This is a genomic window from Acinetobacter sp. IK40 (assembly GCF_035615075.1).
GTDB lineage: Bacteria > Pseudomonadota > Gammaproteobacteria > Pseudomonadales > Moraxellaceae > Acinetobacter > Acinetobacter courvalinii.
Genome location: NZ_JANBOE010000006.1, coordinates 224,769 through 248,494, shown reverse-complemented (window position 1 = coordinate 248,494; position 23,726 = coordinate 224,769). Strand labels below are relative to the sequence as shown.

Annotated in this window: 27 protein-coding genes and 1 pseudogene; 5 read left to right on the top strand and 23 right to left on the bottom strand. The window is 41.2% G+C overall.

Annotated elements, in window-relative coordinates; translation table 11 throughout:
* Genes MSG93_RS12635 through tsaD form a run of 3 tightly spaced genes read right to left on the bottom strand, consistent with a single transcriptional unit; the run spans position 1 to position 2,217 of the window.
* The gene (locus MSG93_RS12635) at positions 1-756 is read right to left on the bottom strand and encodes a tRNA(His) guanylyltransferase Thg1 family protein (protein WP_279694151.1); all 756 of its coding nucleotides are present in this window, start codon (positions 754-756) and stop codon (positions 1-3) included.
* The gene (locus MSG93_RS12630; RefSeq protein WP_324622082.1) at positions 756-1,208 is read right to left on the bottom strand and encodes an AAA family ATPase; all 453 of its coding nucleotides are present in this window, start codon (positions 1,206-1,208) and stop codon (positions 756-758) included. Before MSG93_RS12630 ends, MSG93_RS12635 begins: the two co-directional genes overlap by 1 nt.
* A 1-nt stretch (position 1,209) precedes the next feature.
* Positions 1,210-2,217, bottom strand: a complete 1,008-nt coding sequence (tsaD, locus tag MSG93_RS12625) for a tRNA (adenosine(37)-N6)-threonylcarbamoyltransferase complex transferase subunit TsaD (RefSeq protein ID WP_324622081.1) — start codon at positions 2,215-2,217, stop codon at positions 1,210-1,212.
* Positions 2,218-2,361: 144 nt separating this feature from the next.
* On the opposite strand from tsaD, the gene rpsU reads away from it, so the two are divergent.
* Together rpsU and MSG93_RS12615 are read left to right on the top strand one after the other, a co-directional pair.
* A complete protein-coding gene (gene rpsU / locus MSG93_RS12620; RefSeq protein WP_004652785.1) occupies positions 2,362-2,577 on the top strand; it encodes a 30S ribosomal protein S21 in 216 nt (71 codons plus the stop codon).
* A gap of 27 nt (positions 2,578-2,604) precedes the next feature.
* Positions 2,605-3,051 (top strand): GatB/YqeY domain-containing protein, encoded by a 447-nt coding sequence (locus MSG93_RS12615; RefSeq protein ID WP_004652784.1) that lies wholly within the window; start codon positions 2,605-2,607, stop codon positions 3,049-3,051.
* 79 nt (positions 3,052-3,130) lie between these two features.
* Here MSG93_RS12615 and MSG93_RS12610 read toward each other — a convergent pair whose 3' ends face one another.
* The 6 genes from MSG93_RS12610 to MSG93_RS12585 all read right to left on the bottom strand — a co-directional run bounded on the left by MSG93_RS12610 (position 3,131) and on the right by MSG93_RS12585 (position 7,821).
* Complete coding sequence (locus MSG93_RS12610; protein ID WP_005231428.1) at positions 3,131-3,490, bottom strand: hypothetical protein; 360 nt, start codon at positions 3,488-3,490, stop codon at positions 3,131-3,133.
* Positions 3,491-3,530: 40 nt separating this feature from the next.
* Entirely contained in the window at positions 3,531-3,896 is a 366-nt protein-coding gene (locus MSG93_RS12605; protein ID WP_324622080.1) for a GFA family protein, read from the bottom strand.
* 28 nt (positions 3,897-3,924) lie between these two features.
* Positions 3,925-5,337, bottom strand: coding sequence for a M48 family metalloprotease (locus MSG93_RS12600; protein ID WP_371873703.1), 1,413 nt, complete (start codon positions 5,335-5,337; stop codon positions 3,925-3,927).
* Between the two features lie 155 nt (positions 5,338-5,492).
* Positions 5,493-6,080 (bottom strand): 1-acyl-sn-glycerol-3-phosphate acyltransferase, encoded by a 588-nt coding sequence (locus MSG93_RS12595; protein WP_324622079.1) that lies wholly within the window; start codon positions 6,078-6,080, stop codon positions 5,493-5,495.
* A 111-nt stretch (positions 6,081-6,191) separates the two neighbouring features.
* Entirely contained in the window at positions 6,192-7,157 is a 966-nt protein-coding gene (locus tag MSG93_RS12590) for a 2-hydroxyacid dehydrogenase (protein WP_005231432.1), read from the bottom strand.
* 16 nt (positions 7,158-7,173) lie between these two features.
* Complete coding sequence (locus MSG93_RS12585; protein ID WP_324622078.1) at positions 7,174-7,821, bottom strand: hypothetical protein; 648 nt, start codon at positions 7,819-7,821, stop codon at positions 7,174-7,176.
* A gap of 287 nt (positions 7,822-8,108) precedes the next feature.
* On the opposite strand from MSG93_RS12585, the gene MSG93_RS12580 reads away from it, so the two are divergent.
* Complete coding sequence (locus tag MSG93_RS12580) at positions 8,109-9,209, top strand: MBL fold metallo-hydrolase (protein ID WP_324622111.1); 1,101 nt, start codon at positions 8,109-8,111, stop codon at positions 9,207-9,209.
* 166 nt (positions 9,210-9,375) lie between these two features.
* Here MSG93_RS12580 and MSG93_RS12575 read toward each other — a convergent pair whose 3' ends face one another.
* Entirely contained in the window at positions 9,376-9,972 is a 597-nt protein-coding gene (locus MSG93_RS12575; protein WP_005287366.1) for an FMN-dependent NADH-azoreductase, read from the bottom strand.
* A gap of 99 nt (positions 9,973-10,071) precedes the next feature.
* Between MSG93_RS12575 and MSG93_RS12570 the strand changes: the two genes are divergently transcribed.
* Positions 10,072-10,977, top strand: a complete 906-nt coding sequence (locus MSG93_RS12570) for a LysR family transcriptional regulator (RefSeq protein ID WP_324622077.1) — start codon at positions 10,072-10,074, stop codon at positions 10,975-10,977.
* A gap of 73 nt (positions 10,978-11,050) precedes the next feature.
* Here MSG93_RS12570 and MSG93_RS12565 read toward each other — a convergent pair whose 3' ends face one another.
* Together MSG93_RS12565 and MSG93_RS12560 are read right to left on the bottom strand one after the other, a co-directional pair.
* Positions 11,051-12,349 (bottom strand): Y-family DNA polymerase, encoded by a 1,299-nt coding sequence (locus MSG93_RS12565; protein WP_324622076.1) that lies wholly within the window; start codon positions 12,347-12,349, stop codon positions 11,051-11,053.
* 4 nt (positions 12,350-12,353) lie between these two features.
* Complete coding sequence (locus MSG93_RS12560) at positions 12,354-12,965, bottom strand: translesion error-prone DNA polymerase V autoproteolytic subunit (protein WP_324622075.1); 612 nt, start codon at positions 12,963-12,965, stop codon at positions 12,354-12,356.
* Between the two features lie 291 nt (positions 12,966-13,256).
* On the opposite strand from MSG93_RS12560, the gene MSG93_RS12555 reads away from it, so the two are divergent.
* Positions 13,257-13,487, top strand: a complete 231-nt coding sequence (locus MSG93_RS12555) for a hypothetical protein (protein WP_005231449.1) — start codon at positions 13,257-13,259, stop codon at positions 13,485-13,487.
* Positions 13,488-13,704: 217 nt separating this feature from the next.
* On the opposite strand, the gene MSG93_RS12550 is transcribed toward MSG93_RS12555, so the two are convergent.
* The 11 genes and pseudogenes from MSG93_RS12550 to MSG93_RS12500 form a co-directional block, all read right to left on the bottom strand.
* Positions 13,705-13,932, bottom strand: coding sequence for a hypothetical protein (locus tag MSG93_RS12550; protein ID WP_032881702.1), 228 nt, complete (start codon positions 13,930-13,932; stop codon positions 13,705-13,707).
* Positions 13,933-14,254: 322 nt separating this feature from the next.
* On the bottom strand, positions 14,255-14,548 hold the full coding sequence (locus tag MSG93_RS12545) for a hypothetical protein (RefSeq protein ID WP_005287375.1): 294 nt from the start codon (positions 14,546-14,548) through the stop codon (positions 14,255-14,257).
* A gap of 351 nt (positions 14,549-14,899) precedes the next feature.
* Positions 14,900-15,352 carry a hypothetical protein gene (locus MSG93_RS12540; RefSeq protein WP_324622074.1) on the bottom strand — a complete coding sequence of 151 codons (453 nt, stop codon included), beginning with the start codon at positions 15,350-15,352 and terminating at the stop codon, positions 14,900-14,902.
* Between the two features lie 384 nt (positions 15,353-15,736).
* Positions 15,737-16,018 (bottom strand): hypothetical protein, encoded by a 282-nt coding sequence (locus MSG93_RS12535; RefSeq protein WP_324622073.1) that lies wholly within the window; start codon positions 16,016-16,018, stop codon positions 15,737-15,739.
* A 315-nt stretch (positions 16,019-16,333) separates the two neighbouring features.
* On the bottom strand, positions 16,334-16,543 hold the full coding sequence (locus MSG93_RS12530; protein WP_005231455.1) for a hypothetical protein: 210 nt from the start codon (positions 16,541-16,543) through the stop codon (positions 16,334-16,336).
* A 51-nt stretch (positions 16,544-16,594) separates the two neighbouring features.
* Positions 16,595-16,726: pseudogene (locus MSG93_RS12525) on the bottom strand (LysE family translocator); the annotation flags it as partial.
* Between the two features lie 532 nt (positions 16,727-17,258).
* Positions 17,259-18,977, bottom strand: coding sequence for an acetyl/propionyl/methylcrotonyl-CoA carboxylase subunit alpha (locus MSG93_RS12520; RefSeq protein ID WP_324622110.1), 1,719 nt, complete (start codon positions 18,975-18,977; stop codon positions 17,259-17,261).
* A complete protein-coding gene (locus MSG93_RS12515; RefSeq protein ID WP_324622072.1) occupies positions 18,977-20,560 on the bottom strand; it encodes an urea amidolyase family protein in 1,584 nt (527 codons plus the stop codon). Before MSG93_RS12515 ends, MSG93_RS12520 begins: the two co-directional genes overlap by 1 nt.
* A gap of 32 nt (positions 20,561-20,592) precedes the next feature.
* A complete protein-coding gene (locus tag MSG93_RS12510) occupies positions 20,593-21,408 on the bottom strand; it encodes a putative hydro-lyase (protein ID WP_324622071.1) in 816 nt (271 codons plus the stop codon).
* Positions 21,409-21,410: 2 nt separating this feature from the next.
* Entirely contained in the window at positions 21,411-22,175 is a 765-nt protein-coding gene (locus MSG93_RS12505) for a 5-oxoprolinase subunit PxpA (RefSeq protein ID WP_324622070.1), read from the bottom strand.
* 34 nt (positions 22,176-22,209) lie between these two features.
* Positions 22,210-23,463 (bottom strand): NRAMP family divalent metal transporter, encoded by a 1,254-nt coding sequence (locus MSG93_RS12500; RefSeq protein ID WP_324622069.1) that lies wholly within the window; start codon positions 23,461-23,463, stop codon positions 22,210-22,212.
* Positions 23,464-23,726: the final 263 nt, after the last annotated feature.

The following is a 23,726-nucleotide window of genomic DNA, read 5'->3' as shown; positions in this document are numbered from 1 at the left end:
TCAAAAAAAATTTTGACGTATAAATTCACTATAGAATTCATTTAAAGGCAAATCAAAATCAGCAACTAACTGCCTTCTTGTCGTTTGTGTAGTTTCACCAGTTTTCGGATTCAGTCCCGTTTTTTCAACATCTTTCCAATAAATACCTGTACCACGTTTTTGCCATGCAGGGAGTTCATTAAAATTAATCTGCTGTGAAAAGAGTAAATCATGCTTTTCTTGACGATTTAATCCCTTAACTTGTTCCGTTGCCGCACCTACTGCATGGCCTGATTTTCTTAACATCCAATAACAATGTGCATTTAATGCATTTCGATGAGCATCCTCTTGTCTCCAACGGAAGTAGTCATCGACTAATTGCGAATTGGGTAAAACACAAACTCGAGCATCAAAAGTAGCCATTTGACCATGCATAACAGAGAACTTTGCACTGGCTTCCCCTGCTAAAATAGAAAGAATTTTGCGTTCCTTACGATTAAAACTTTCATCACGGTAATGGAATAAAAGAGAAATTTCATCGCTCTGGGTATAACCATAAACGATATTAAAACCACATTGTAATAAATGGGTTGTGGTTTCTACCATTAAATCTCTAAAATGTACATCAAATGGCGCTTCAAATTGCCAGATCTCTTTAGTTAACCGTGTAAACCCACGACCATCCAACCTTACGACAATATAATTTTCGGGCGGAATACAAAAATCGTAAGCCGTCTCATATTTTCTTAGTCTGGTATCTAAATCTTCAAATCTCATTATTGTTCTCTTTGATACAGCAAGCTCACATTAAAATCATTTTCTTGATCAATTGAAACGCTGTAAATTTCATCAAAACCTTCATTAAGCTCAGGGACTTCTAACTTTTTAAACGTAGAAATCACACCAACTCTAGGAATTTTCGCCTTACCTTGACGTTGTTCATTCCGTAAAAGAGCATCATCCAGACCACTATCAAAATAGTAAGCGATCACCTTAAAGTAAGCATTTTTTGCATCTTGAACATATATCTTTCGATCTAGTTTACTCGGATTAGTATTATCAACAACAACCTTCTGTTTTGCGTCCAAACAGGCCTGAAACAATATTTTCTCACGATGTCTAGTTTTCAACATATCAAGATTAAGACGAATATGCGTGTCAGAGAAATATTGCTTAAAGAATGTTGATTTACCTGAAGCTTGCCCACCCACAAAAATGATAAGTTCCATTTTAGGTCGGTTTTAACTCGGTCATTGGCCAGCGTGGTGTGGTGGTCACTGCCAAACTATCCTGCTGTCCAGCTTTTAAACGTTGGTATCCGGCAAAGGCAATCATGGCGCCGTTATCGGTACACAACGCAGGCTCGGCATAATACACCTGCGCTTTAATCTTTTTCAGTGAGGTCTCTAATTGCTCACGCAAACGAACATTCGCACTGACCCCACCCGCAATCACCAAACGTTTTAAACCCGTTTGTTTTAAAGCTTTCACGGATTTTTTTGCCAGTGTATCGACAACTGCCTCTTGGAAAGAGGCAGCCACATCCGCATCCCGATTTTCTTCACCCAGCTTTTTCAGTTGTACCGAAACTGCTGTTTTAAGACCACTAAAAGAAAAATCCAGACCTTGATGCAAGATTGGGCGCGGGAATTCAAAAGCTTGTGCATCGCCCTGTAACGCCAGTTTCGCAATATTTGGTCCGCCCGGATAAGGTAGCTTCATCATTTTTGCGACTTTATCAAAGGCCTCACCCGCAGCATCGTCAATTGATTCACCGAGTAATTCATACTGACCAATGCCATAAGCTGCCATTAATTGAGTATGCCCGCCAGAAACCAGTAAAGCCACAAACGGAAATTCCGGTGGAGTTTCCGAAAGTAATGGTGCCAGCATATGACCTTCCATATGATGTACACCAATCGCAGGCTTATTCAACGCAAAGGCTAAGGTACGACCAAATAACGCACCCGTCATAAGCGCGCCCATCAGACCTGGGCCACGGGTATAAGCCACTGCGTCAATCTCTTGCTTGGTAACACCACTTTGCTCAAGCAATTGATTCATCAAGGGAATCATTTTACGAACATGATCACGTGAAGCCAATTCAGGCACCACACCGCCATATTCAGCATGCAGTTTGATCTGGCTATAGAGAACCTGTCCACGTAAGCCGAGCTCGCTATCATAGAGTGCTAACCCAGTTTCATCACACGAAGTTTCCAAGCCCAAAACAATCATTAAACTGCCTTTACAACGATCAAAAATAATATCCGAGCTATTATAGACTTGTGATCTGAGTTGTAAATGAGTAAAATACTGACCTTCACTTGCGATCTAGTGCATAGTGCGTTAGATCTTATCCATTATCTTAGAGGATTTTACATGCCACAAGTTAAGTTGAAAGAAGGCGAACCAGTAGACGTAGCTATCCGTCGTTTCAAACGTTCATGCGAAAAAGCGGGTGTTTTAGCTGACGTTCGTAAGCGCGAATTCTATGAGAAACCAACTCAAGAACGTAAGCGTAAAAAAGCTGCTGCAGTTAAGCGTTATCAAAAGAAATTGACTCGCGAATCTGTACGTACTACTCGCCTTTACTAATTAATTTGTGATTGACTGCTGAAGACTATGAATACTTTAAAAAACCAGATTACTGACGTGTTAAAAAATTCAATGCGTGCCAAAGATATGGCAACAGTAACGGTGATTCGTGGTGTACAGGCAGCAATTAAGCAAATCGAAGTCGATGAGCGCATAGAGCTTGACGATGCTCAGGTTCTTGCGGTCATTGAAAAGCAAATTAAACAACGTAAAGAATCGATCAAAGCCTTTCAAGGCGCTGGTCGTGATGATTTAGCTAGTAAAGAACAAGCCGAAGTTGAGGTTATTTCTCAATTTCTACCAGAAGCTATGACTGAGGAAGAGCTTGATTCTATCATTGAGCAAACGATTGCTGCTCAAGAAGCTACTAGCATGAAAGATATGGGTAAGGTGATGAATTCTCTACGTCCGATCATAGCCGGGCGTGCCGATCCTGCACAAGTATCTGCTAAAATTAAAGCAAAATTAAGCTAATCTGCTTAATCCCCACTTTATATAATTTATTCAATTCAAAAATTGGATTCATTGCAACAATGAACCCAAAGCCACTGTTTTATTTAAAATCACACTGAACATGATATTTCGCAAGCATTTGCATCTCTTTCGATTCTGCAACCTGCTTGATGAGATCCTGTCTGGTCATACTGGCATATTGTGCCGGTAATGATGAGCGATTTTGTTCGATCGCATCGGACATATCCTGAATATAACGCTGATTTATCTGACAATATTTGGCCTGCTGCTCAGGCGTAAATTGAGAGGTTTGGGGATTCAAGCTGCGTAAAAAACTCCGGATGTCCTGTGCATAGCTACTACGAATTTTATCGACTGCATTTACATATTGCTCAACAGAAGCTGCTGAACTCATCCCCACTGCACTTAATGCACAAATTAAAACTAAAATCTTTTTCATAAATGTTCTAAATGCTCAGCCATTGCTTACGCAGGCCATCTTATCTTAATTCAATAAAATTTGGTTTATGCTCAAGAAAAAATTCTTCCTTCGGTGCTGGGATACCACCTTCCGTCACTGTACCCAGACGTAAACGGATGACATTCGGTAAATCAATACGATAAGAATAAAGCGGACTGGCACAGTTTTGGCAAAATACACGTGCCTTGTTGGGCGTATGAAAATACTCTTTCAGTTGCTCACGTCCGGCAATCAGCTCAAATTTATTTTGCTCAAGCGGGCTGTTCCAGCCCACAATAGAACCTTGAGCCTGCTGGCAATGCATGCAATAACATAAGATGCTGTGTTCAATTTCCCCATGATATTGATACTGCACCGCACCACACAAACATTGCCCTTTGATCATTTTATATTCCTTGGGATCTTAGCTGGTTTTAGATTTTCATACGCCGTTCATCTTGCATTTGTTTTAGGCGCGAGTCAATTTTGGCCGACATGGCCAGATTTCCTTTTGCCAAGCGCTGGGCATGCAGCATCGATTTAATCGCATTTTCCTCATATCCCGACCAATACTCGGCTTCTGCACGATAGCACAGTACATTAATCGCCTGCAGTGATGAACTCTTATCCAGATTAGTGGCACGCTGCAATAATTGCCAACCTTCAATATCTCTTTGGTTCTTATGAATAAAGCGTTGTACCAAAGCTTGTGCCTGCGCGACCTGTCCTTGACGAATCAACACCTCTGCCAGTTTATAAGACAATGCCCGGTTTTCAGGCATGGTTCTTTGTACTGAAACAATACTATTACTGGCCTGCTCTATTTTATTTTGCCCCAGATAAATATCCGTCTGGATCAAAGGAATCAGCACATGATTTTTTAATCTTGTTTTAACCAGATCCAGATTTTCCTGAGCCTGCGTATAATCACCGCGCTCTAAATAGAATTTGCTGAGTGCAAGTTGTGCTGCAGTATTGTTCTGGTTGGCCAGTGCCTGTAACTGGATTTCTGTCGCCTGATTAGACACAACCAAGGTATAGAGTTTTAGAATTTCAAAATCGAGATCGTAAATTTTTGATTTAACTTTCGGCAGTTGATTAGCCCGTAACCGTGCTTCGCTCATACGCTCAGTGGTTAAAGGATGGGTAAACCAAAAGTCAGGTAAAAAGCTAACCCGACTGGTCGCACGATGCATGGTTTCAAAATAGTCCGCCATACTTTGCGGATTATAGCCAGCAGCATACATAAACTGCATACCGATACGATCTGCTTCACGTTCCTGATTACGACTATAACTCAGCTGCTTGTCCATTAATGCGGCTTGAGTTCCCAACATGACCGCCGAACCCGCATTGCTATCTGCCTGAGAGGCAATGGCGGCACCGACAAGAATCCCCGCCAATGCCAATAAGCCCTGCCCTTTAAATGCTTCTTGTGAACGACTGTAGTGTCGCTGTGCCACATGCGCGATCTCATGCGCCATAACGCCCGCAATTTCATCCAGATTTTTTGCCGAGGTAATCAGACCGGTGTTTAAGGCAAATAAGCCACCCGGCACTGCAAAAGCGTTAATCTGAGGATCTTTTACAATCACCAGCCCAATCGGCTGGCCCAGTTGGGTCTGGCTTAAAATACCTGAGAAAACTTGCAAAAACTGATCTTCCAGCCATGCATCCTGCACGGTTGGCATTTGACGATGTACTTCACGATATACCTTTTCGCCAATAAATTTTTCTTTTTGCTGGTCGAGTAAACCGATACCGCTGCCAATTTCAGGTACTTCCGTTTGCCCAGCCGTCACTGTCGGCAAAAACACCTCTGTATGACTCAATTGAGTTGTGGCCAGTAAGCCACATGCAAGCAGCAACGATCTCAAGGGGTTTCTCTATGATTTTAATAAAGAAATTTAATATAGCACTGAAAAAAGGAGAAATTTGCAACAATGTGTTATAAAAGGCAGAAAAATCCTGCCTTATTTTATGATTTTTGCAAGCAGCTTATTTATTTCGCTGTCATATAACGCTGGTCTACACTGAATTTTTCCGGAAATTTACCTTGAATTCCCGCATAAAAAGCCATGATTTCCGCCATGTCTTTTTCATAATCCCCTGTTGGATAAACAATTTTTCCTACACCTGTCTTTTTCTTGGCATAGTCCATATAAGCCAAAGCAATCGGCACGCCTGCAGTGGTCGCAACATGATAGAAACCGGTTTTCCATTGTTCCTGTTTTGCTCGTGTTCCTTCCGGGGTCACCAGCATCACCAATTTAGGATGTGTCTTAAACAGATTACTCATGAGCTGAACCATACTTGGGCGCTCCTGACCTTGCTGCTTGACACGACGGTCAATCCCGATTCCGCCCATCGCACGCACAAAAGGACCAAAGGGTAATTTCATATAACTGTCTTTAATGGTGATACGTACATTAACTCCTAAGGCTTTTAGGGCCAGACGTGCATAAAGCGCATCCCAGTTGCTGGTGTGCGGGGCTGCAATCATGACACATTGATCAATATTCAGATCCCAATGATTATCAATTTCCCAGCCCATTAACCCTAAACTTTGTTCAGCTAATTTCTCAAACACCAGACACCTCAAGACGAAGTCACAAAGGGCGCAAGTGTAGCAATATCCATCAATTTAGAAAGATCGCCCAGTACAATAATCCAGCGATCAAATACTCAGCATTGTAAGCAATTATTCAAATTTCGGATTGACCAGATAACGTGGCGTACGGCCTTCTAAAGCCTCAATCAGGTTTTGATAAGCAAGATTCACCATCTTCTTGCGTGTCTCTGCGGTTGCCGAACCCAGATGCGGGACAGTCACGGCATTAGGTAAGTCGAATAAAGGAGAAGTTTGCAAAGGTTCTTTGGTATAAACATCCAGACCTGCTGCAAAGATTTTGTTTTGCTGCAAGGCCTCGATCAATGCATTTTCATCGACCACTGAACCACGGGCAATATTGACGAATACCACATGTTTCTGCATTAAATCGAACTGTTCCGCACCAATCAGGGCTTTAGATTCGGTATTTAAATCAACCGCAACCACAATAAAATCCGACTGTTGTAACAGTTGATCGAGCTCGCGATATTGCGCATTGAAAGCTTGTGCAACTTCAATTTTTTCACGGCGATTATGGTACAGGATATTCATATTGAAACCATAAAAACCGCGACGGGCGATGGCAGCCCCAATATTTCCCAGACCAATAATACCGAGGGTTTTACCAAAAACATCGACACCAAACTGTTCAGTCGATACGGTCCGTTTCCATTGGCCCTGTTTGGTCCATGCATCCAGATAGGGAATTTGTCGTGCCGCACTGAGCAATAAAGTAAAAGCAAGGTCTGCCGTGGTTTCAGTCAATACATGCGGTGTATTCGCCAGCCAGATTTTTTTCTGATTCAGATAATCGACATCATAGTTGTCGTAGCCTACCGAAACGGTAGAAATCACTTTGAGTTTTTGTGCGGGTGCCAGATTACTTTCATTAAGTAAGCGCCCTGCGCCAATCATGGCATCGGCATCAGCCACTTCTGTTCGGATTTGTTCATTGATATCACCAAGCTTGGGATTCAGTACCACTACCTGATAATCTTGCTGTAACTGTGCGATAACATCCTGGTCGATCTGGCTAAATACAACGACTTTCTTCATTATTAAATTCCGCTCTTTATTGCATGAGCTGCCACAACCGTCTTTTGAGTAAAGGTTGAGCCAGCATTTCTTCCAAACTCGCTAAATGTAATATATTAGAATGCTGGATAAAGTCCAGTTGACCTAAGCATAATATTTTTTTACCAGTGGCGGTTGCATCCAGAAAGCCTTGAATATATGAAGACAGTCCTCGACTTTCCTGAAAAGCCGCCAGAGGAAATGGCCATTTCAGCTCGGCATATTGTCCCAGTCTGGCCTTTTGTATGTTTTGCCATAACTGGCGCTGTGCATCGTTGAGCTGACTGCTTTCCAATAAAATGGCGCAGTTTTCCAGAACATACATTTGCAATTCAAATGCCTGAATCTGGGTGCTAACAACGATCTGTTCTTTTTCAACGACCGCTTCTTTAACTGCAGGTTCTGCAACGACTTCTGCCTGTTGAGGACGTTCAATTTCAGTAACCAGCGCTGTCTGGACAGCTTTGACCTCAACATCTTGAACCACTGGCGCAGGCTCAAATACCAGAGCATGGGCTTGTTGAAGCTCTTCAAGCATCTGATCCCGCCACAGGCTGGACGCAGTATTTTTTTGACATACGGCTTCCCTAGGAATCCAGACATCTATTCCTAAACTTGCCAATATGTTTCTCTGCTGCCCGATCATGCTACCTACTCGTCGTCTCTACTTACAGTCATTTTCGATCCTGTAATGTGCGCTGCTAGTCTAACACAAACCTACCCTGTCTAAATGTCTTCCTTTTGCTCAATCACATTTCTTCTCATGCCATAGACCGCCAGATAAAAAGAACCGGTTTGATGCTTTGAAGCAAGGCTTCCATCAGAATAGCCCATCGTTCATTCATCGGTTTTCAAGTCTATTTCATCATTTTGTCGCTTTGACTTTTTATTACTGTCGTATCGAATGCTCAAATGAAATGGTTGACTGCATTTATGCTTATTGTTTTTGCGATCGCTGTGATGCTGCTTATTGTGAGCAGTTTTATTTATACGCAACACCCCTTATTTGGTAAAAGTCCCTCTGGCGAACGTTTAAAATTAATCGAAAGCTCTCCCAATTATCGGCAAGGTCAATTCCGTAATCTGATTGAAAAGTCAGGTATGAGTGAAGGTTGCAGCATGGTTATTGAACTCTACAAAACGTTTATTCAGACCATTCCCCATCGCAATCCACTTGATCCGATTCCTTCGATTAAGACCAATCTAAAAACACTGAATCCACAACAAGATGTCATGGTCTGGTTTGGACATTCCTCGGTATTTATGCAGCTGCAGGGTAAAAAATTCCTGATTGATCCGGTCATGAGCGGCAAAGCTTCTCCCTTCCCTTGGGGCACACGCGCCTATAAAGGAACCGATATTTATCAGGTTGAAGATTTACCCGATATTGATTATTTACTGATCTCACATGATCACTATGATCATCTGGACTACGACACCATTATCAAACTCAAAGATAAGGTCAAATACGTGATTACCGGTTTAGGGGTTGGAGAACATTTTGAGTATTGGGGCTATCCCAAAGAAAAGCTGATCGAGAGAGATTGGGGTGACCGGATCGAATTTGATGAGGGTATTTGTATTATCACTGAAACTACGCATCACGACTCAAGGCGGGCCTTTGAGGGCGGTAAAAATCTATGGGTGTCATTTGTGATCCAGTCACCGAATAACAAGATTTTCTATACCGGAGATGGCGGTTATGGTCAGCATTTTGCAGCGATCGGCAAAAAATATGGTCCCTTTGATTGGGCCTTGATGGAAAATGGGCAATATGATGCAGCCTGGCGTTCTGTACATTGTCATCCAGATGAAGTCGCTCAAGCAACTGAAGAGCTGAATGCACGCAATATGCTTCCAGTTCATCACTCCAAATTTAGCTTAGCCAAACATGCATGGAATGAACCGATTATCCGTATTTCTGAATATTCAAAAACTCGCAATTATCGCCTTGCCACGCCAATAATTGGTGAACTGGTTGAACTTGATAACCAACAGCAAGTCTTTCAAGCCTGGTGGAAAAATATCCGTTAATTTCATCAAGTCATCATGCTCTATTTCAATAGGGTATTTTGTTTCACCTCTAAAAGTTAAAATTTGTTTAGCGTGCTTGTCATGTTTTTTTCAGATAAAAAAAATCGGACAATAGTTGGAACATTGTCCGATTCTGCCAATACGGCAGTAAGGGGGATGAGAGGTATTACACTGCCATCTGTTGTGCTTTCAGATGCGCATCTTTCAAGGCATCGGCCTTTAGTGCAGAAATATCAAGACCTTCAGCATAAACAAAATCAACCTCATGGATACCCATCAAGCCCAATACTGAACGAAGATAAGGTGTCACTGCATCGGTCATTTGCCCAAGATGAATACCACCACGGCTGCTCATCACAATCGCTTTAACGTTTTCAACCAAACCTTGTGGATAGGTTTCGGTATAACGGAAGGTATGGCGAGCACGTGCTACCAGATCAAACCAGTTTTTCAATTGGGTTGGCACATTCAGGTTATACATCGGTGCACCAATCAACAATAAGTCTGCCGCTTTAAGCTCTGCAATCAGCTCATCTGATAGTTGCACAATCTGCTGGACCGTAGCATTCACATTTTCGGCACCACGTAAAGCATGGAAAATCTCGGCATCCAGTACAGGTAAATTCAGTGTGGTCAGATCACGAATGATGACTTCATCTTGTACACCGTTTTCTACACGCTGTTTTAGAAATGCATCGATCAAACGGCTAGTTTGTGAATGATCGCCCATAATGCTTGACTTCAACACCAACACTTTTGCCATGTTTGTTCTCCATATCTTTGATGGAGTTATCTTACTATTAGATTACAATCACCAGTAGTGATAATATTTCAGTTAATTGGTTCCAAAAATTCTACAATTATGCAAACTGAACTGAGTACGATTTCCATCTTTGTAACGGTGGTCGAGGCAGGAAGCTTTAGTAGCGCCGCTGAACAGCTGCATCTAACCCGTTCAGCGGTTAGCAAAAGTATTGCCCGCTTAGAAGAGCGTTTAAGTGTCTCGCTATTTAAACGTACAACCCGAACCCTGAGCTTAACGGCTGAAGGTACGCTGTTTTATGAACATAGTCAGCGTGCTATTGCTGAAATTCATAGCGCGGAAAGTTTGCTAGACCAAGGTAAAATCACGGCAACGGGCCTGTTAAGAATCTCAGCTCCAGTGCTGTTTGGACAGCTTTATGTTGCCCCACTCATGGCAGGTTTTGCACAACAGCATGTCGATTTACAGATTGAACTGTCGGTTAATGACCGGACGGTTGACCTGATTGAAGAGGGTTTTGATCTGGCCATCCGAATTGGAAATCTGCCTGACAGTCATCAACTGGTGGCCAGAAAACTAGGCATGCATCGGATGTTACTGTGCAGCACACCTGAATATCTTCAACAATCAGGGCCTGTCAACGCTCTGGAAGATTTAAAGCTCCACACAACTATTGCCTACGCCTCCTCAGGACATCTGCAAAAATGGCAATTACAGGATGAACAGCAACAGCAATATACGGTCAAACCGAAAGCTAAATTTATGTTGAATGACATGCAAGCAATCAAGGATACGGTGTTATCGCATTATGGTATCGCATGGTTACCGGACTGGCTCATCCATAAAGAACTGCAAGAGGGTCGTTTAGTTCAGATATTAGCAGAATTTACCAGTGTCCATTTTCCGATTCACGTGGTCTGGCCTGCTTTAGCCTATATGCCGCTTAAGACGCGTTTGACGATTGATCACGTGGTGGCAGCTTTGCCTCAACAACTGAAAGCTTAAAACCTATGCCCATTCAAAAGCCGTTTTACCTATGTAACCGGCCAATGAGGGTGATCGATATCGCAAGGTCGATTCACATGACTTTCAGAAGCTCATCCCAGCGGGTTAAATAACTCGGAGATTTATGGTTCTGAGTCATACGCCATGTTCGTCCATGCGGCGTAATCAAATGTCCTAAAGTCATGGCGTCCCGACCAAATTTCTGATTGATTTCATCAAAGGCCTGTGAGAGATGACGGCGGGCAACCAGTTCATCCGTGTCATGAAACAGATCGACGGCATGACTATGTTGCGGAATAATATCCAGCAAGATGACTTCGGCTTTTTTATAGCGATGTCCTGCCTGATAAATCCGATCCAGACCTTGCTGGACTGCTTTCATAATCTCCAGACGGTCATCACTATAATCTGCCAGATATACCACGGTAAAAGGACGGTAATAAGTTTCTTGATTAAAACGATTGGTACGAATCCCGACCCCGACCGCTTTACAGAGTAAGTTTTGTTGACGTAAACGCTCCACCGCCCGCAAGGTAAATTCAGTTAATGCTCCGCTTAGGCTATTTTTATCCTCAATGGGCTGTCCAAAAGAACGGCTACTCAATACTTGCTGACGGTCAGCCATCACATCTTCAATCTGCAGACAGGCCAGACCCTGCAACTCCTTTACGGTATTTTCCATCAGTACGGAAAAATATTTTCCCATCATCTTTGGGTCAGCTTGCAGCAAGTCCAGTACCGAGTAGACTCCCATTTTTTCCAGACGTTGCCTGATCTTTCGTCCGACACCCCACACCTCTCCTACCGGCATGTGTTGCAGCAGGTCTTCAATCACGCATGGGTCTTCTGCAACGATATTACAGACACTATTAAAACAGGCATGAGTTTTGGCCAGGTTATTGGCAAGCTTGGCCTGAGTTTTGGAATAACCAATCCCAATACAACACGGCATTCCCAACCATTGTTTTACGGTCCGTAGAATCTGTTGAGCATATTCATTTAAATCATAACTGTGCTGATAAGCTGTCAATTCTAGAAAGCATTCATCAATCGAATAAATTTCCTGCTCGCATGGATCTACAAAGTTACCCAATATATTCATAAAACGGCGCGACATTTCCGCATACAAGGCATAATTACTTGAAAAGACTTCAACCTGATGTCGGCGAATAATCTCCTCAATCTGAAACACTGGCGCAGCCATCTTGATCCCGAGTTTTTTGGCCTCATAAGAACGCGAAACCACACAACCATCGTTATTGGACAGCACCACAACAGGACGATTTTCCAGTTTTGGATTGAATACCCGCTCACAACTGACATAACAGTTATTCACATCAATCAAGGCAAAAATACGTTGTGGAGGACTCATCCGCTTATCTCATCGGTTTCAGGTTATAAGTCACTACACCCCAGATCAGCAGCTCTTGCCCTTCTGTAATATAAATATCCTGATAGTCAGGATTCTCGGCCTTTAGCCAGACTTTTGGCGGGCTAAAGTGATGGTCAACCATTAAACGTTTCACGGTAAAATCATTGTCAATCAAGGCAATCACAATATCACCCGATTTGGCAGACAAACTACGATCGACCACCAGCGGATCATCAATATCAATGCCTGCATCCAGCATCGACAGTGAGTTTGCCTTAACGATAAAGGTGGAATTTTCATTACGAATTAAAAACTGATTTAAATCCAAGGCTTGTTCAATATGGTCTTGGGCAGGCGATGGAAATCCGGCGGCAACACGTTCCGTGGCAAGTGGAATATGGTAAATTCGATCATTATTGGCCTGTACATTTTGTATTTTCAGCGAGGGCGTCAAATCGGACCGTGTTCCGGTTTTGACATTATTCAGTAACCAGTTTTTGATGAAATCAACCTGAGACTCCGGTACACGGATCACCTTGGTCGGCTCACTGAACTGTGACTTACGTCCAGCATTGGTTCTAGCCCCACCATGCTCAAATTCCATTTTTTTGGACATATCTCCCCCTTAGCCAACTCTAAAATGCGTTCAAATAATTTAACTTGAAAAAGTTACAAATTCAAGTTGACGCCTCATTAATTTTGCATAACAATAAATCCCATAGATCAGATTTTGGCTTGTTTAACTAAGACAAGGATGTAAAACAAACCAGATTCATATTTTAAATCAATGATTTAAATCTTTTAAAATTCTTTTTAAGAAATTAAGTTATTGATCTGCTTCATGAATATATCTGATTACCCGGCAGTTAGGTTTTATTCAAGTATTTTTGATGTGGAGACATGAAAAATGAACAATCAACGTGATGCTATTTTAGGTTATGCAGACGAACAACATGCTTACTTTATTCGTCTAATTGAGAACAATACCGTGCTTGGCAATAGCTATGGACTGTTTTGTGAAAGTCCTGACAGTGAAAATGCAGAGCATATTATGACCACACTTTTCCTGAAGAAATCCTTCTGGTTAAATGGCTCAGAATTTAAAGATATCGTAAAAGGTCTTAATCCGATTACCTGAACAATCCAAACCAGAAGATAATGTTTTATGTTAGACAAAGCCTAGACTTCTCACCCTAGTTAGTCGGCTATTTAAATTACCTCCCAACCCTAGCAGCAAATATTGATACGATAAAAATAGCCATGAAAAACGATAAATTTTTATGATGAGCAACAACACAACCCACTTATTTCAAGATGATAAGTGGGTTTTTTAGATGAGATGATACGGACGTTATTTAAACAAATCGTTGATCATCCACGGGTGCAACCAGTTTATAAATTTTTCCATCTGCTTCATTTTCAAATAGCCAATCAATATTTGGATGAATAATATGTCCTTCGACCTCAATATGTTCTACCCGTTTAAAAAAAGGTATATCCTGATCTTCGAGATCATTTAACTGGGCCACGACAATAGACTCATTTTCTTCTTGATCTTTTACAATGACTGTAATTTTATCAATCTTATCCATAACAGTTCTCCCAATAATCTTGTTCATAGGACTATGGGAAATTTTCTATAAATTGTCGATAAAATGGTTGTAACAAGAGTTATAAGTATTATAGTTTTATTTTTTAAACTGCTAACTTATTGAAATTAACACCAAAATCAGCTTTTCCGTTAATCTTGAGTTAACTATCGAGTTACAATGCACAGCACAAACGTTTCAAAATAATTCCACGCATGTCGGGCATTTAAATTTGTAAAGATTGCCTTGAATAGCCTGCTTCCCTTCACAGTGATGCACAAACTGTGTAGTCTCCCTTTCCTAGAATAGCAAACAACTATTTACTTGCTACAACCTCGGTTACATTTTTAACTTTGGCTTTTTCTACTGGTAATTGTTGCTGACTTTGTTGTGCATCTTTTTTTAACTCAAGATATTCACGTGCATCCTCTCTACGATGAATTCCACCTAGCTTTAAAGCTTGGGTACCTACTTCCTCGTTAATGTCAGCTTTTTTTACCGATTGCTTAATCAGCGATTCTTTGCCTTTATCACTCGATGCTGTAGCACTCGCAACAGGTTCTGAACTCGGTAATTGCGCATCAGCAGCACAAGTCAAAGTTGATGCCATAAAAACAATCCCCAAACATAGCGTCTTTTTCATTCTCAAGCCCCATCGATTTTTAATTTTAGTGATGAATATTATCATGTTATGTAGCATTGAATGGCATAAAATTTAGCCGAATATTTTACGCCACCGAAAGCCTGCACATTGTGCTTTTCACACTCTGGTGTTGCCTTTTACCCCTCATTAGCAAAGCCATACTTTAGCTGAATGATAACCAAGAACAATCCAAAAATTTTCCAACTCGTTTTTGTTATTTTAGATTTTTACTTAACCTTATTATGTGGATAGGATTTTCTAGGAAACCCGATAGGTGGAGCACTCTACTTAAACAGATCTACACGTTATCCAATAAAATCAAATATTTTTGATTTCGTCTGCAAAATCATCACTTCTAAAATATGAAATGATTCTTTCACCGCTATGCTGGTTACGTATATCTAGCACCACATTTGGATCACTCTGAAAGGTAAATTCGGGCGGGATATCGGCATGCAATGGCGCTAAGCGTTTCACTCCGCCTTCAGTAATTCTTTCGATAAATCCTGCCAGCCATAACACAAATTCATCCTTATGCTTATAGCTCGGGATCAGACTGATATCCAGAGTCATGCGTCTATCTTTTACAGGTTCTTCAAATCCTTCAACAAAATCAATATAGTTATAGATTAACTTAAGATCTGTATCGACAAGTTCCTTACGGATTTGTTTGATAATCAGATTCAAACAATCTTGTTTATTATCCGTAAACCGATCATTTTCCTTAACTTTTCTATATATATTTTCAGATATTCGTAAATATTGAGGCATTTCTATTTCCTTTAAGATGCAACCTACTATTCTTATTTTGAAATAAAAACTATTTTTACTTTGTAAGGATTGATACCTTACATGTAATTAGTGTAATTTTTGTGCAACATAGACATCATTGTTAACATTCTGGTTACTTGTCTTTTATCTGCTTTTTAATTCGAACTGGTTCAGCATATTTCTAAAACGATTATTCAGTTGACTGAAAAACTTAAACTTTCTACTTTTTTTGTTCTTATCTAAGTATTGCCTATAGCTAAAAGATTTTATTCATCTTAGCGTACACATTAAATCCTTGTTATTTAATATTCTTTTAATACAACAAGAATTTCGTTTATCGTTCCAATCTAAGCTCTTTAACGGTTTAATTTAGATATTGAGACATCAATTTCTGCTACATCGACATTCACCAAATATTTTATAAACAAGCTGAGCTGGTGCATCTAGTGGGTAAACCTGAGTATCTTTAAAGTAAAGAATTAAGCCATTATCCAGCACCGTTAAGATTTTATTCTTTATTTTGATTATCACTCCTTTTTTCATTAAGCTCTTCAGCTTTCCTGCAATCACTTCATATTGATAAAAGCAAATAATTTGCCCTAACTTCAAAGTATTTGGATTAAACCTTTTATACTTTCTACATATTTTACAAATCCAATCTATCATTCAAGATACCTTATAAAACAAGAGCAATTATTATATAAAAATATATAATAAAAAATTATCATTAAGATCATTTTAATTTAACATTTAATGTAATTTGTTGTGTTCAAGAACAATTTTTTCCTCAACCGATATATTTCCACATAAAAAATTTAATTTTTTATTATAAAAATCATTTTAGCTATTTTTTTATTTATGACTCAATGAATCAATAATTTTTACCCTCTATAAAATAGAGTGATAAGCATAAAAAACCCATGATCTTTTGACCATGGGCTCCGTTATACAGTAGAGAGGCTTAGCATCTCAACGACTCAATTATAACTCCTCTATAAATCTATAGATACGTCCATCTTTTGGATTCTCATATAGAAGTTCCATATTAGGTAGCAGGATCTCTCCTTCAATTTCAATATGCTCTATTCTTTTGAATAAAGGAATTTCCTGCTCATTTGCCTTCCGAATTAAGGCAAGGGCTATATTTTCAGCCTCAAACTGATCCTTTACTTTGATTTTTATATTGTTCATCAAATAACTCCATTTTAAAATTGGAAAACAGCTAAATAAATTAGAAAATATCATTGCCGAATAAGCTAAAAGCATTGCAAAAAAGGTTAAAATAAAAGCAGCTATTCGTTGCAATTTTTGTTGATTTAACCAAACGATTTTATTAGAAATCAGTATAGGTTCAAAAGCAATCCATAAATATGCATTGCACTAATCCCTATCAAAAATATTCCTCTGTAATTAAAATAATGATTCAGGATCAACGGTACTATACGCAAAATAACCAATCCCAATAATAGTTTATCTATTCCTTGGAATGGGTGTAAACAGAATTCTTGCACTCAACTCCGTAAATAAAATGACGCCATAAGCAAATTCCTTTGCTAAGTTTGCAAGCGAATATCGCAAATAAACATAAAGTTTGTCGATCAAAGGGTTGTAACGAAAAATGTAGATATATTTTAAAATATTAAAAAACAATAGATTAGAAAATAAAAATAATAAATTAAAACTTTATGCAACCGAAAAAATATGTGATAAACATCACAGTTATAAATTATCTTCTCCCTAGAGTTTAGTTATATTCCCCATAGTATTTTGATTATTAAGCAAAATTTCCTCCATTAATTCCTAGAGCCTTTCAGACATCCATCTGTTCCGAAAATGTACATTGAGCTCAGCCTAATCAAGCAGCGTTGCTTTATCAGGCTAGAACTTTGACGTCGGGAAAATGGACTTAATAAATTAGGCCAATGATGCTATCTGCCTGACAAGTCGTACCCTTCTCTGCGCCAATCTGAATAACGCCGCTGCGATGTGCCAGTACCTGCACTTCCATTTTCATGGCTTCCATAATGGCAATCACTTGACCTTCTGTGACTTGCTCATCATTTTCGACTTTCCAAGCGCTCATCACACCATTAATTGGGGCAAGTAAATGCTCGGCGCTCACTTCTGGCTCGGCTGTTTGTGCCTGAACTGTGGTTGCTGGGCCTTGTGCAAACATGCCCGCAGGTAAACCCAAACGGTGTAACTTGCCATCAATTTCAATGTAGCTGAGCAACATTGGTTGTTGATGATTTGGAATGCCGCGTTTAGTCGATTTCAACTCTTGTTTAAAGTCATTTTCGATCCAACGCGTGTGTACATTAAACTCATCACTAAAATCAGGCTCATTGAGTACCGCACGGTGGAAATCTAAAATCGAAGCAACACCTTCAATTTTAAATTGCTTTAACGCACGTTTAGCGCGGGCAATTGCAACTTCGCGGGTTGGGCCAGTCACAATCAGTTTTGCCATAAGTGAGTCAAAGTGGCTGGAAACCAATGACCCAGTTCGAACCCCTGTATCCACGCGAACCCCTTGACCAAACGGCGCTTCGAATAAACTCAACACACCAAAGGCCGGAATGAACCCGCGAGCTGGGTCTTCGGCATTAATACGAAACTCAATGGCGTGGCCTTGGGCTTTTGGTGTTTCTTTAATAGAGAGCACTTCACCTTGTGCCACACGAATTTGCTCAACCACCAAATCGACTTTTGAGGTTTCTTCAGTCACCGGGTGCTCGACTTGCAAACGCGTGTTTACTTCTAAAAATGAAAGCTTGCCGTCACGACTCAGTAAGTATTCAACTGTTCCTGCACCCACATAGTTTGCAGCCTGACAAATGTTTTTTGCCGAGCTTAAGATTTGCTGATAAATCTCATCGCTAATAAATGGTGCTGGCGCTTCTTCGACTAACTTTTGGTTACGGCGTTGCAACGAGCAATCACGTGTACCCAATACCACAATATTGCCATGTTGGTCGGCAATCACTTGCGCTTCGACATGACGCGGTTTATCGAGATATTGCTCGACAAAACATTCACCACGACCAAAGGCAGCTTTTGCTTCTCGAACTGCCGACGCATAAAGCTCTTTGACTTCTTCGAGTTTCCAAGCGACTTTTAAACCTCGGCCACCGCCACCAAATGCAGCTTTAATGGCAATGGGTAAACCAAACTGTTTGGCAAAATCTAAAGCTTCCTCTGCATTGTTGAGTGGATCTTGCGTACCCTGAACCAAGGGTGCACCCACCGAAGCAGCAATTTTACGTGCTTCGATTTTATCGCCTAATTTTTCAATGGCACTTGGTGATGGCCCGACCCATTTTAAGCCTGCATCAATCACAGCTTGAGCAAACTCAGCACGTTCGGATAAAAAGCCGTAACCTGGGTGCACCATCGTCGCTTTGGATTTTTTTGCAATCTCGATAATGGCAGTAATATTTAAATAAGTTTCACTGGCGGTTGCACCAGCCAAGCCCCATGCTTCGTCTGCAAGTTCAACATGCAAGCTGCCAATGTCATCATCTGCATATAACGCGACCGAAGCAATTCCCATGTCACGGCAAGCATGGATAATACGAACGGCAATTTCACCACGATTCGCAATCAATAATTTTTCTGTATTCATCATTCATTCTCAAAATCTGTAAATTCGGCAATTTTTTTAAATTTGATGCGGCAACCTGCAGGAATCTGTGCCACCAAGTCCCAATGGTGTTTAGCAACAGAGCCAATGACTGGATAGCCGCCCGTTAAAGGATGATCATTCATAAACAAAACGGGCTGCCCGCTCGGTGGAATCTGCAAAGCACCAATGCATGTACCTTCACTTTCCAGTTCATGGGTGATTTTGCGAGTTAAAGGCTGCTCACCTGAAAGTCTTAGCCCGACGCGGTTGCTTTCATTGGTTACCAGCCATTCTTGCTGACAGAGCAGTTCAATACTGTCTCGTTCAAACCAGTCAGTGCGTGGCCCCATTACAATATCGAGCTCAACCACTTCACCAGCTCGTGGTAAATCACTTTTACCCACTTCATTTACACTAATGTTGGTCGCCTTCACCTGTCCTTGGTAAATGGTATCTCCGAGCTTTAAAGGCTCTGGCCCTAACATTGCCAAGCTGTCAAACGAGGCACTATTCAGTACAGGTTCAACGTCTATACCACCGCGAATTGCCAGATAGTTTCTTAAGCCTGCGGTTGGTGGCTGAATTTGAAATTCATCTCCTTCATCCAAATTAATCGGCTGATCGCTTGCAAAGTCTACGGTTTGACCGTCGGCAAATTTCACACGAATGTTTGAGATGGCACCTGCCACCGCAATAACACCTGCATGTTGCATCTTGGCTTTTAAGCCACCATTTAAAACTTCAATAACGGGTGTATCGGTTGGGTTACCCGCAACACGATTAGCACTATGCATGGCAGACAAATCCATTGCACCTGCCACCCCAACTCCAATATTGGTCTGGTTTAAGCGCCCTTCATCTTGAATCAGCATCTGTAAACTTGGCGCAGTGATCGTAAACAGTGGCACCGATTGTTTAGGCTCAACTGTGCGCATGATCTGCTGCGGTACATTTACAGTTGTTGGACGATGCGTGACATCTTTAAAATGTACAGTCATGCCCGGTAACAACAAAGCAGGATTTTTACGCGCTAAATCCCACATTTTTTCCGATGTAGTACCAATTAGCTGCCAGCCACCCGGACTGTCTTTTGGGTAAATACCAGAGTATTTTCCAGCCAAGCCCAAAGAGCCTGACGGTATTTTTTTACGCGGAACCGTTAAGCGCGGAATATCAGTAAATGGTCGGTCGGGACTGCTCATATAAGCAAAGCCTGGCGCAAAACCAATAAAAGCCACATTCCACACGCTTTGGTGATGCATTCTAATCACATCCGAGATCGATAACCCTTGTAACTCGGCAACCTGCGCAAGGTCTTCACCATCGTAACGAATAGGTACAATCATTGCTTGGCTGCTACGCTCAAATCCAGCATCAAATTTAAGGCTCTGAATTGAAGCAACCAGCGTTTTAAAGTTGGTTCCGATCTCGTTGAAAAAAACCAAAATTGTTTTTGCAGCAGGGACTAAGTCTTTAATTCCATTCAATTGCGTATTTTGCAATTTATTGTACAACGCCAAAGTTTCCTCTAGGCTCGCAAGCTCAATCAGGAAACAATCGGCGTTTACCGATAAAAAACGCATTTGCTTATCCTTTTAATTGTTCTTTAGTCCAATTAGCCCATCCAAGCGCGGTCAGGAATGTCGGTAATAAACATGTGACCCGGTGCATGACTAATCGCAAAAGGAATTTTTGAGTTCATGACTGCTGCTTGCGGGGTGACCCCACAAGCCCAAAACACCGGAATTTCACCTGCTTCAATACGGGAAGCATCACCAAAATCTGGTTTATTTACATCCTTAATGCCTAAGCTTTCAGGGTGACCAATATGTACAGGTGCACCATGCACGCTTGGCATACGTGAAGTAATTTTTACCGCTTCACTAATTTGATGTGATGGAATTGGTCGCATGGAAACCACCATGTTTCCTGAAATACGTCCTGCTGGTTGACACTGAATATTGCTCAAATACATCGGTACATTGGTATCGTCATGAATATGGCGAACTTCAATACCCGCTTCTTGCAAAGCTGTTTCAAACGAAAAACTACAGCCAATTAAGAAAGTCACCAAATCAGGATGGGCGTTGTAAATCTCGCTCGCATCGGTCACTTCATCGACCATTTCACCATCTTTCCAAATGCGATAGCGTGGAAAGTCGGTTCGAATGTCTGAATCTGCCGCAAGCTGAGTTGCGTAGATGCCTTCTTCAAGCACATCAAGTACTGGGCAGCTTTGCGGATTACGATGCGCATAGAGTAAAAAGTCATAGGCCCACTCTTTTGGCACCGAAATCATGTTGACCTGCGTCATACCTGCCGCCATGCCTGCTGTCGGTTTATCAAAACCTGCACGAATTTTTAAACGCGCATCTAAAGCGGCTTCAAGCTGAGCTGGGTCGACTTTAATATCCTTATACATGGTGCTCATCCTTATGCTTTGTTTACAAATGGGCGAATTTCAATATTGTTTTTTACAAGTTCGGCTTTAATGGCTGCTGACATCTCTAGCGCACCGTCGGTGTCGCCATGTAGGCAAATAGTATCGGCCTGAATTGAGGTAAAGACACCGTCAATTGCCTCGACCCCACCATTTTTAAGCATAGACACCACACGGCTCGCAACAAATGCCGAGTCATGTAAAACCGCACCTTCGAGACGGCGAGACACCAATGAGCCATCGCTGTTATAAGCGCGATCTGCAAATGCTTCAGACACAACTTTTAAGCCAGCCGCACGTGCCTGCTCGACTAAGTTCGACCCCGCCAAAGCCACTAAAACCAATTCAGGGTTATACATTTTAATCGCATCAATCACAGCTGCTGCCTGAGCTTGGTCATGGGCAATGGTGTTATAAAGTGCGCCATGTGGTTTAACATATTGTACTTTTGAGCCTGCCACTTTCGCCAAACCATCGAGTGCAGAAATTTGATAAAGCACATCGGCAATCAGTTCGTCACGTGACAAATCCATATTCCGGCGACCAAAACCAACCAGATCTGGATAAGACACATGCGCCCCAATTGTGACACCCAATTCAACGGCTTTACGAACTGTTTTTAAAATGCCGAGCGGATCGCCAGCATGAAAGCCACAAGCAATATTGGCACTGGTCACGACAGGTAAGATCTGATCATCATTACCCATTTTCCATGAGCCAAAGCTTTCACCCAAATCGCTATTTAAATCTACAAACATGGCATTATTCCTTTATCTCTTCACGTCGTCTGGCTTAAAGCTTGGTCAAATAGTTAAACACTGTCGTAAATGACATATAACCCATCCACCACGTCAACAGACATGTTAACCCACCCAAAATAAGTAACCATTTTGGATAGTTGTAATTACCCATTAAATCTTTACGGCATGCAGCAACATACACAAAAATTGTAAGACCAATTGGCAGCACCAAACCGTTAAAACCACCCACAAAAATGAGTAGACCCGCTGGAGTTGCGCCCAATACCACATAGAGTAATAAAGCTAATGCGATAAAGGTAATGGTTGTATAGTTGCTTTGTTTTGGTGTTAAGTTCTTTTTAAATGCAGTAAAGAATGACACTGACGTATATGCTGCGCCAATGGTGCTACTAATACCCGCTGCCCAGAAAATTAAACCAAATAATTTAAAACCGAATGTACCCGCTGCATATTGGAATGCTTGAGCTGCCGGATTGGCATTATGACTAGCGAGATCAATCGTGGCACCGCTGACCACCACACCTAAAAACGCTAAGAATAATACGTAGCGCATGATGCCAACCACAACAATGCCCTTGGTCGCAGCTCTAGCAACTTCATCAATATTTTCAGGGCCAACCGCGCCTTTATCGAGTAAACGGTGTGCACCCGCATAGCAGATATAGCCACCCACCGTACCACCGACAATGGTGGTAATAATGGCAAAGTCGATCTGATCTGGCGCAAAGGTTTGCTGTACCGCTTGCCCAACAGGAGGCATCACAATGACTGCGACAATGATGATCAGGATGATTTTCAGTAATCCCAACACGATCATGCTTTTATCCATGGCAAGCGTGGCTTTTCTTGATGCAAAAATCAAAATAGCTAACGCACCGCTGAGGATACCTCCCCATTTGGTATCCAGACCAAACAATGCATTCAGACCTAATGCAGCACCTGCAATATTTCCGATACTAAAGAAGAAACCGCCTAGAATCACCAGAAAAGCAAGTAAATAGCCACTACCAGGTAAAGCCTTATTGGCAATATCGGATGCACGCATTTGCGTGAGCGTCACTACACGCCAAATATTTTGCTGCACCACATAATCAATCAGAATAGAAACTAAAATGGCAAAACCAAATGCAGCACCTAATTTCACTGTAAACACTGCAGTTTGGGTTAAAAATCCAGGTCCCATGGCAGAAGTTGCCATCATAAAGATCGAGGCGACAATGGCCCACTGGCGATCTGATAAAAAAGAAGATTTCAGTAAAGACATATTAATGCGTTCCTCATCCATTTGAGCTCAATAACGCTATTTTTAATTTGATTCAGAAATATCATTTTTGACCAATGATCTTCTTCAATCCTTTTCAATAACCAAGATTCTCTGTTCCTGAATGACCACATGAGTTCATCAAATCTTGTATTTAAGATAAAAACACAGCAAAGCCAGCTGAACAATACGACTTTTTACAACAATCGTTAAACTCAAGATTTTGAATTTTAAATATTTTTATTTTCAATATCTTTAATGATAAATTTTACTTATCACGTTCTATA

Bases quoted from the DNA above. Each gene is read 5' to 3' on its own strand.
- MSG93_RS12500 (WP_324622069.1), bottom strand. From the start codon at position 23,463: ATGGATGAGGAACGCATTAATATGTCTTTACTGAAATCTTCTTTTTTA.
- MSG93_RS12555 (WP_005231449.1), top strand. From the start codon at position 13,257: ATGAACAATCAACGTGATGCTATTTTAGGTTATGCAGACGAACAACAT.
- MSG93_RS12535 (WP_324622073.1), bottom strand. From the start codon at position 16,018: ATGATAGATTGGATTTGTAAAATATGTAGAAAGTATAAAAGGTTTAAT.
- MSG93_RS12545 (WP_005287375.1), bottom strand. From the start codon at position 14,548: ATGGCATCAACTTTGACTTGTGCTGCTGATGCGCAATTACCGAGTTCA.
- MSG93_RS12610 (WP_005231428.1), bottom strand. From the start codon at position 3,490: ATGAAAAAGATTTTAGTTTTAATTTGTGCATTAAGTGCAGTGGGGATG.
- MSG93_RS12530 (WP_005231455.1), bottom strand. From the start codon at position 16,543: ATGAACAATATAAAAATCAAAGTAAAGGATCAGTTTGAGGCTGAAAAT.
- MSG93_RS12630 (WP_324622082.1), bottom strand. From the start codon at position 1,208: ATGGAACTTATCATTTTTGTGGGTGGGCAAGCTTCAGGTAAATCAACA.
- MSG93_RS12580 (WP_324622111.1), top strand. From the start codon at position 8,109: ATGCTTATTGTTTTTGCGATCGCTGTGATGCTGCTTATTGTGAGCAGT.
- MSG93_RS12510 (WP_324622071.1), bottom strand. From the start codon at position 21,408: ATGAGCACCATGTATAAGGATATTAAAGTCGACCCAGCTCAGCTTGAA.
- MSG93_RS12590 (WP_005231432.1), bottom strand. From the start codon at position 7,157: ATGAAGAAAGTCGTTGTATTTAGCCAGATCGACCAGGATGTTATCGCA.
- MSG93_RS12605 (WP_324622080.1), bottom strand. From the start codon at position 3,896: ATGATCAAAGGGCAATGTTTGTGTGGTGCGGTGCAGTATCAATATCAT.
- tsaD (WP_324622081.1), bottom strand. From the start codon at position 2,217: ATGATTGTTTTGGGCTTGGAAACTTCGTGTGATGAAACTGGGTTAGCA.
- MSG93_RS12570 (WP_324622077.1), top strand. From the start codon at position 10,072: ATGCAAACTGAACTGAGTACGATTTCCATCTTTGTAACGGTGGTCGAG.
- MSG93_RS12560 (WP_324622075.1), bottom strand. From the start codon at position 12,965: ATGTCCAAAAAAATGGAATTTGAGCATGGTGGGGCTAGAACCAATGCT.
- MSG93_RS12615 (WP_004652784.1), top strand. From the start codon at position 2,605: ATGAATACTTTAAAAAACCAGATTACTGACGTGTTAAAAAATTCAATG.
- MSG93_RS12575 (WP_005287366.1), bottom strand. From the start codon at position 9,972: ATGGCAAAAGTGTTGGTGTTGAAGTCAAGCATTATGGGCGATCATTCA.
- MSG93_RS12635 (WP_279694151.1), bottom strand. From the start codon at position 756: ATGAGATTTGAAGATTTAGATACCAGACTAAGAAAATATGAGACGGCT.
- MSG93_RS12540 (WP_324622074.1), bottom strand. From the start codon at position 15,352: ATGCCTCAATATTTACGAATATCTGAAAATATATATAGAAAAGTTAAG.
- MSG93_RS12515 (WP_324622072.1), bottom strand. From the start codon at position 20,560: ATGCGTTTTTTATCGGTAAACGCCGATTGTTTCCTGATTGAGCTTGCG.
- MSG93_RS12520 (WP_324622110.1), bottom strand. From the start codon at position 18,977: ATGAATACAGAAAAATTATTGATTGCGAATCGTGGTGAAATTGCCGTT.
- MSG93_RS12585 (WP_324622078.1), bottom strand. From the start codon at position 7,821: ATGATCGGGCAGCAGAGAAACATATTGGCAAGTTTAGGAATAGATGTC.
- MSG93_RS12565 (WP_324622076.1), bottom strand. From the start codon at position 12,349: ATGAGTCCTCCACAACGTATTTTTGCCTTGATTGATGTGAATAACTGT.
- MSG93_RS12505 (WP_324622070.1), bottom strand. From the start codon at position 22,175: ATGTTTGTAGATTTAAATAGCGATTTGGGTGAAAGCTTTGGCTCATGG.
- rpsU (WP_004652785.1), top strand. From the start codon at position 2,362: ATGCCACAAGTTAAGTTGAAAGAAGGCGAACCAGTAGACGTAGCTATC.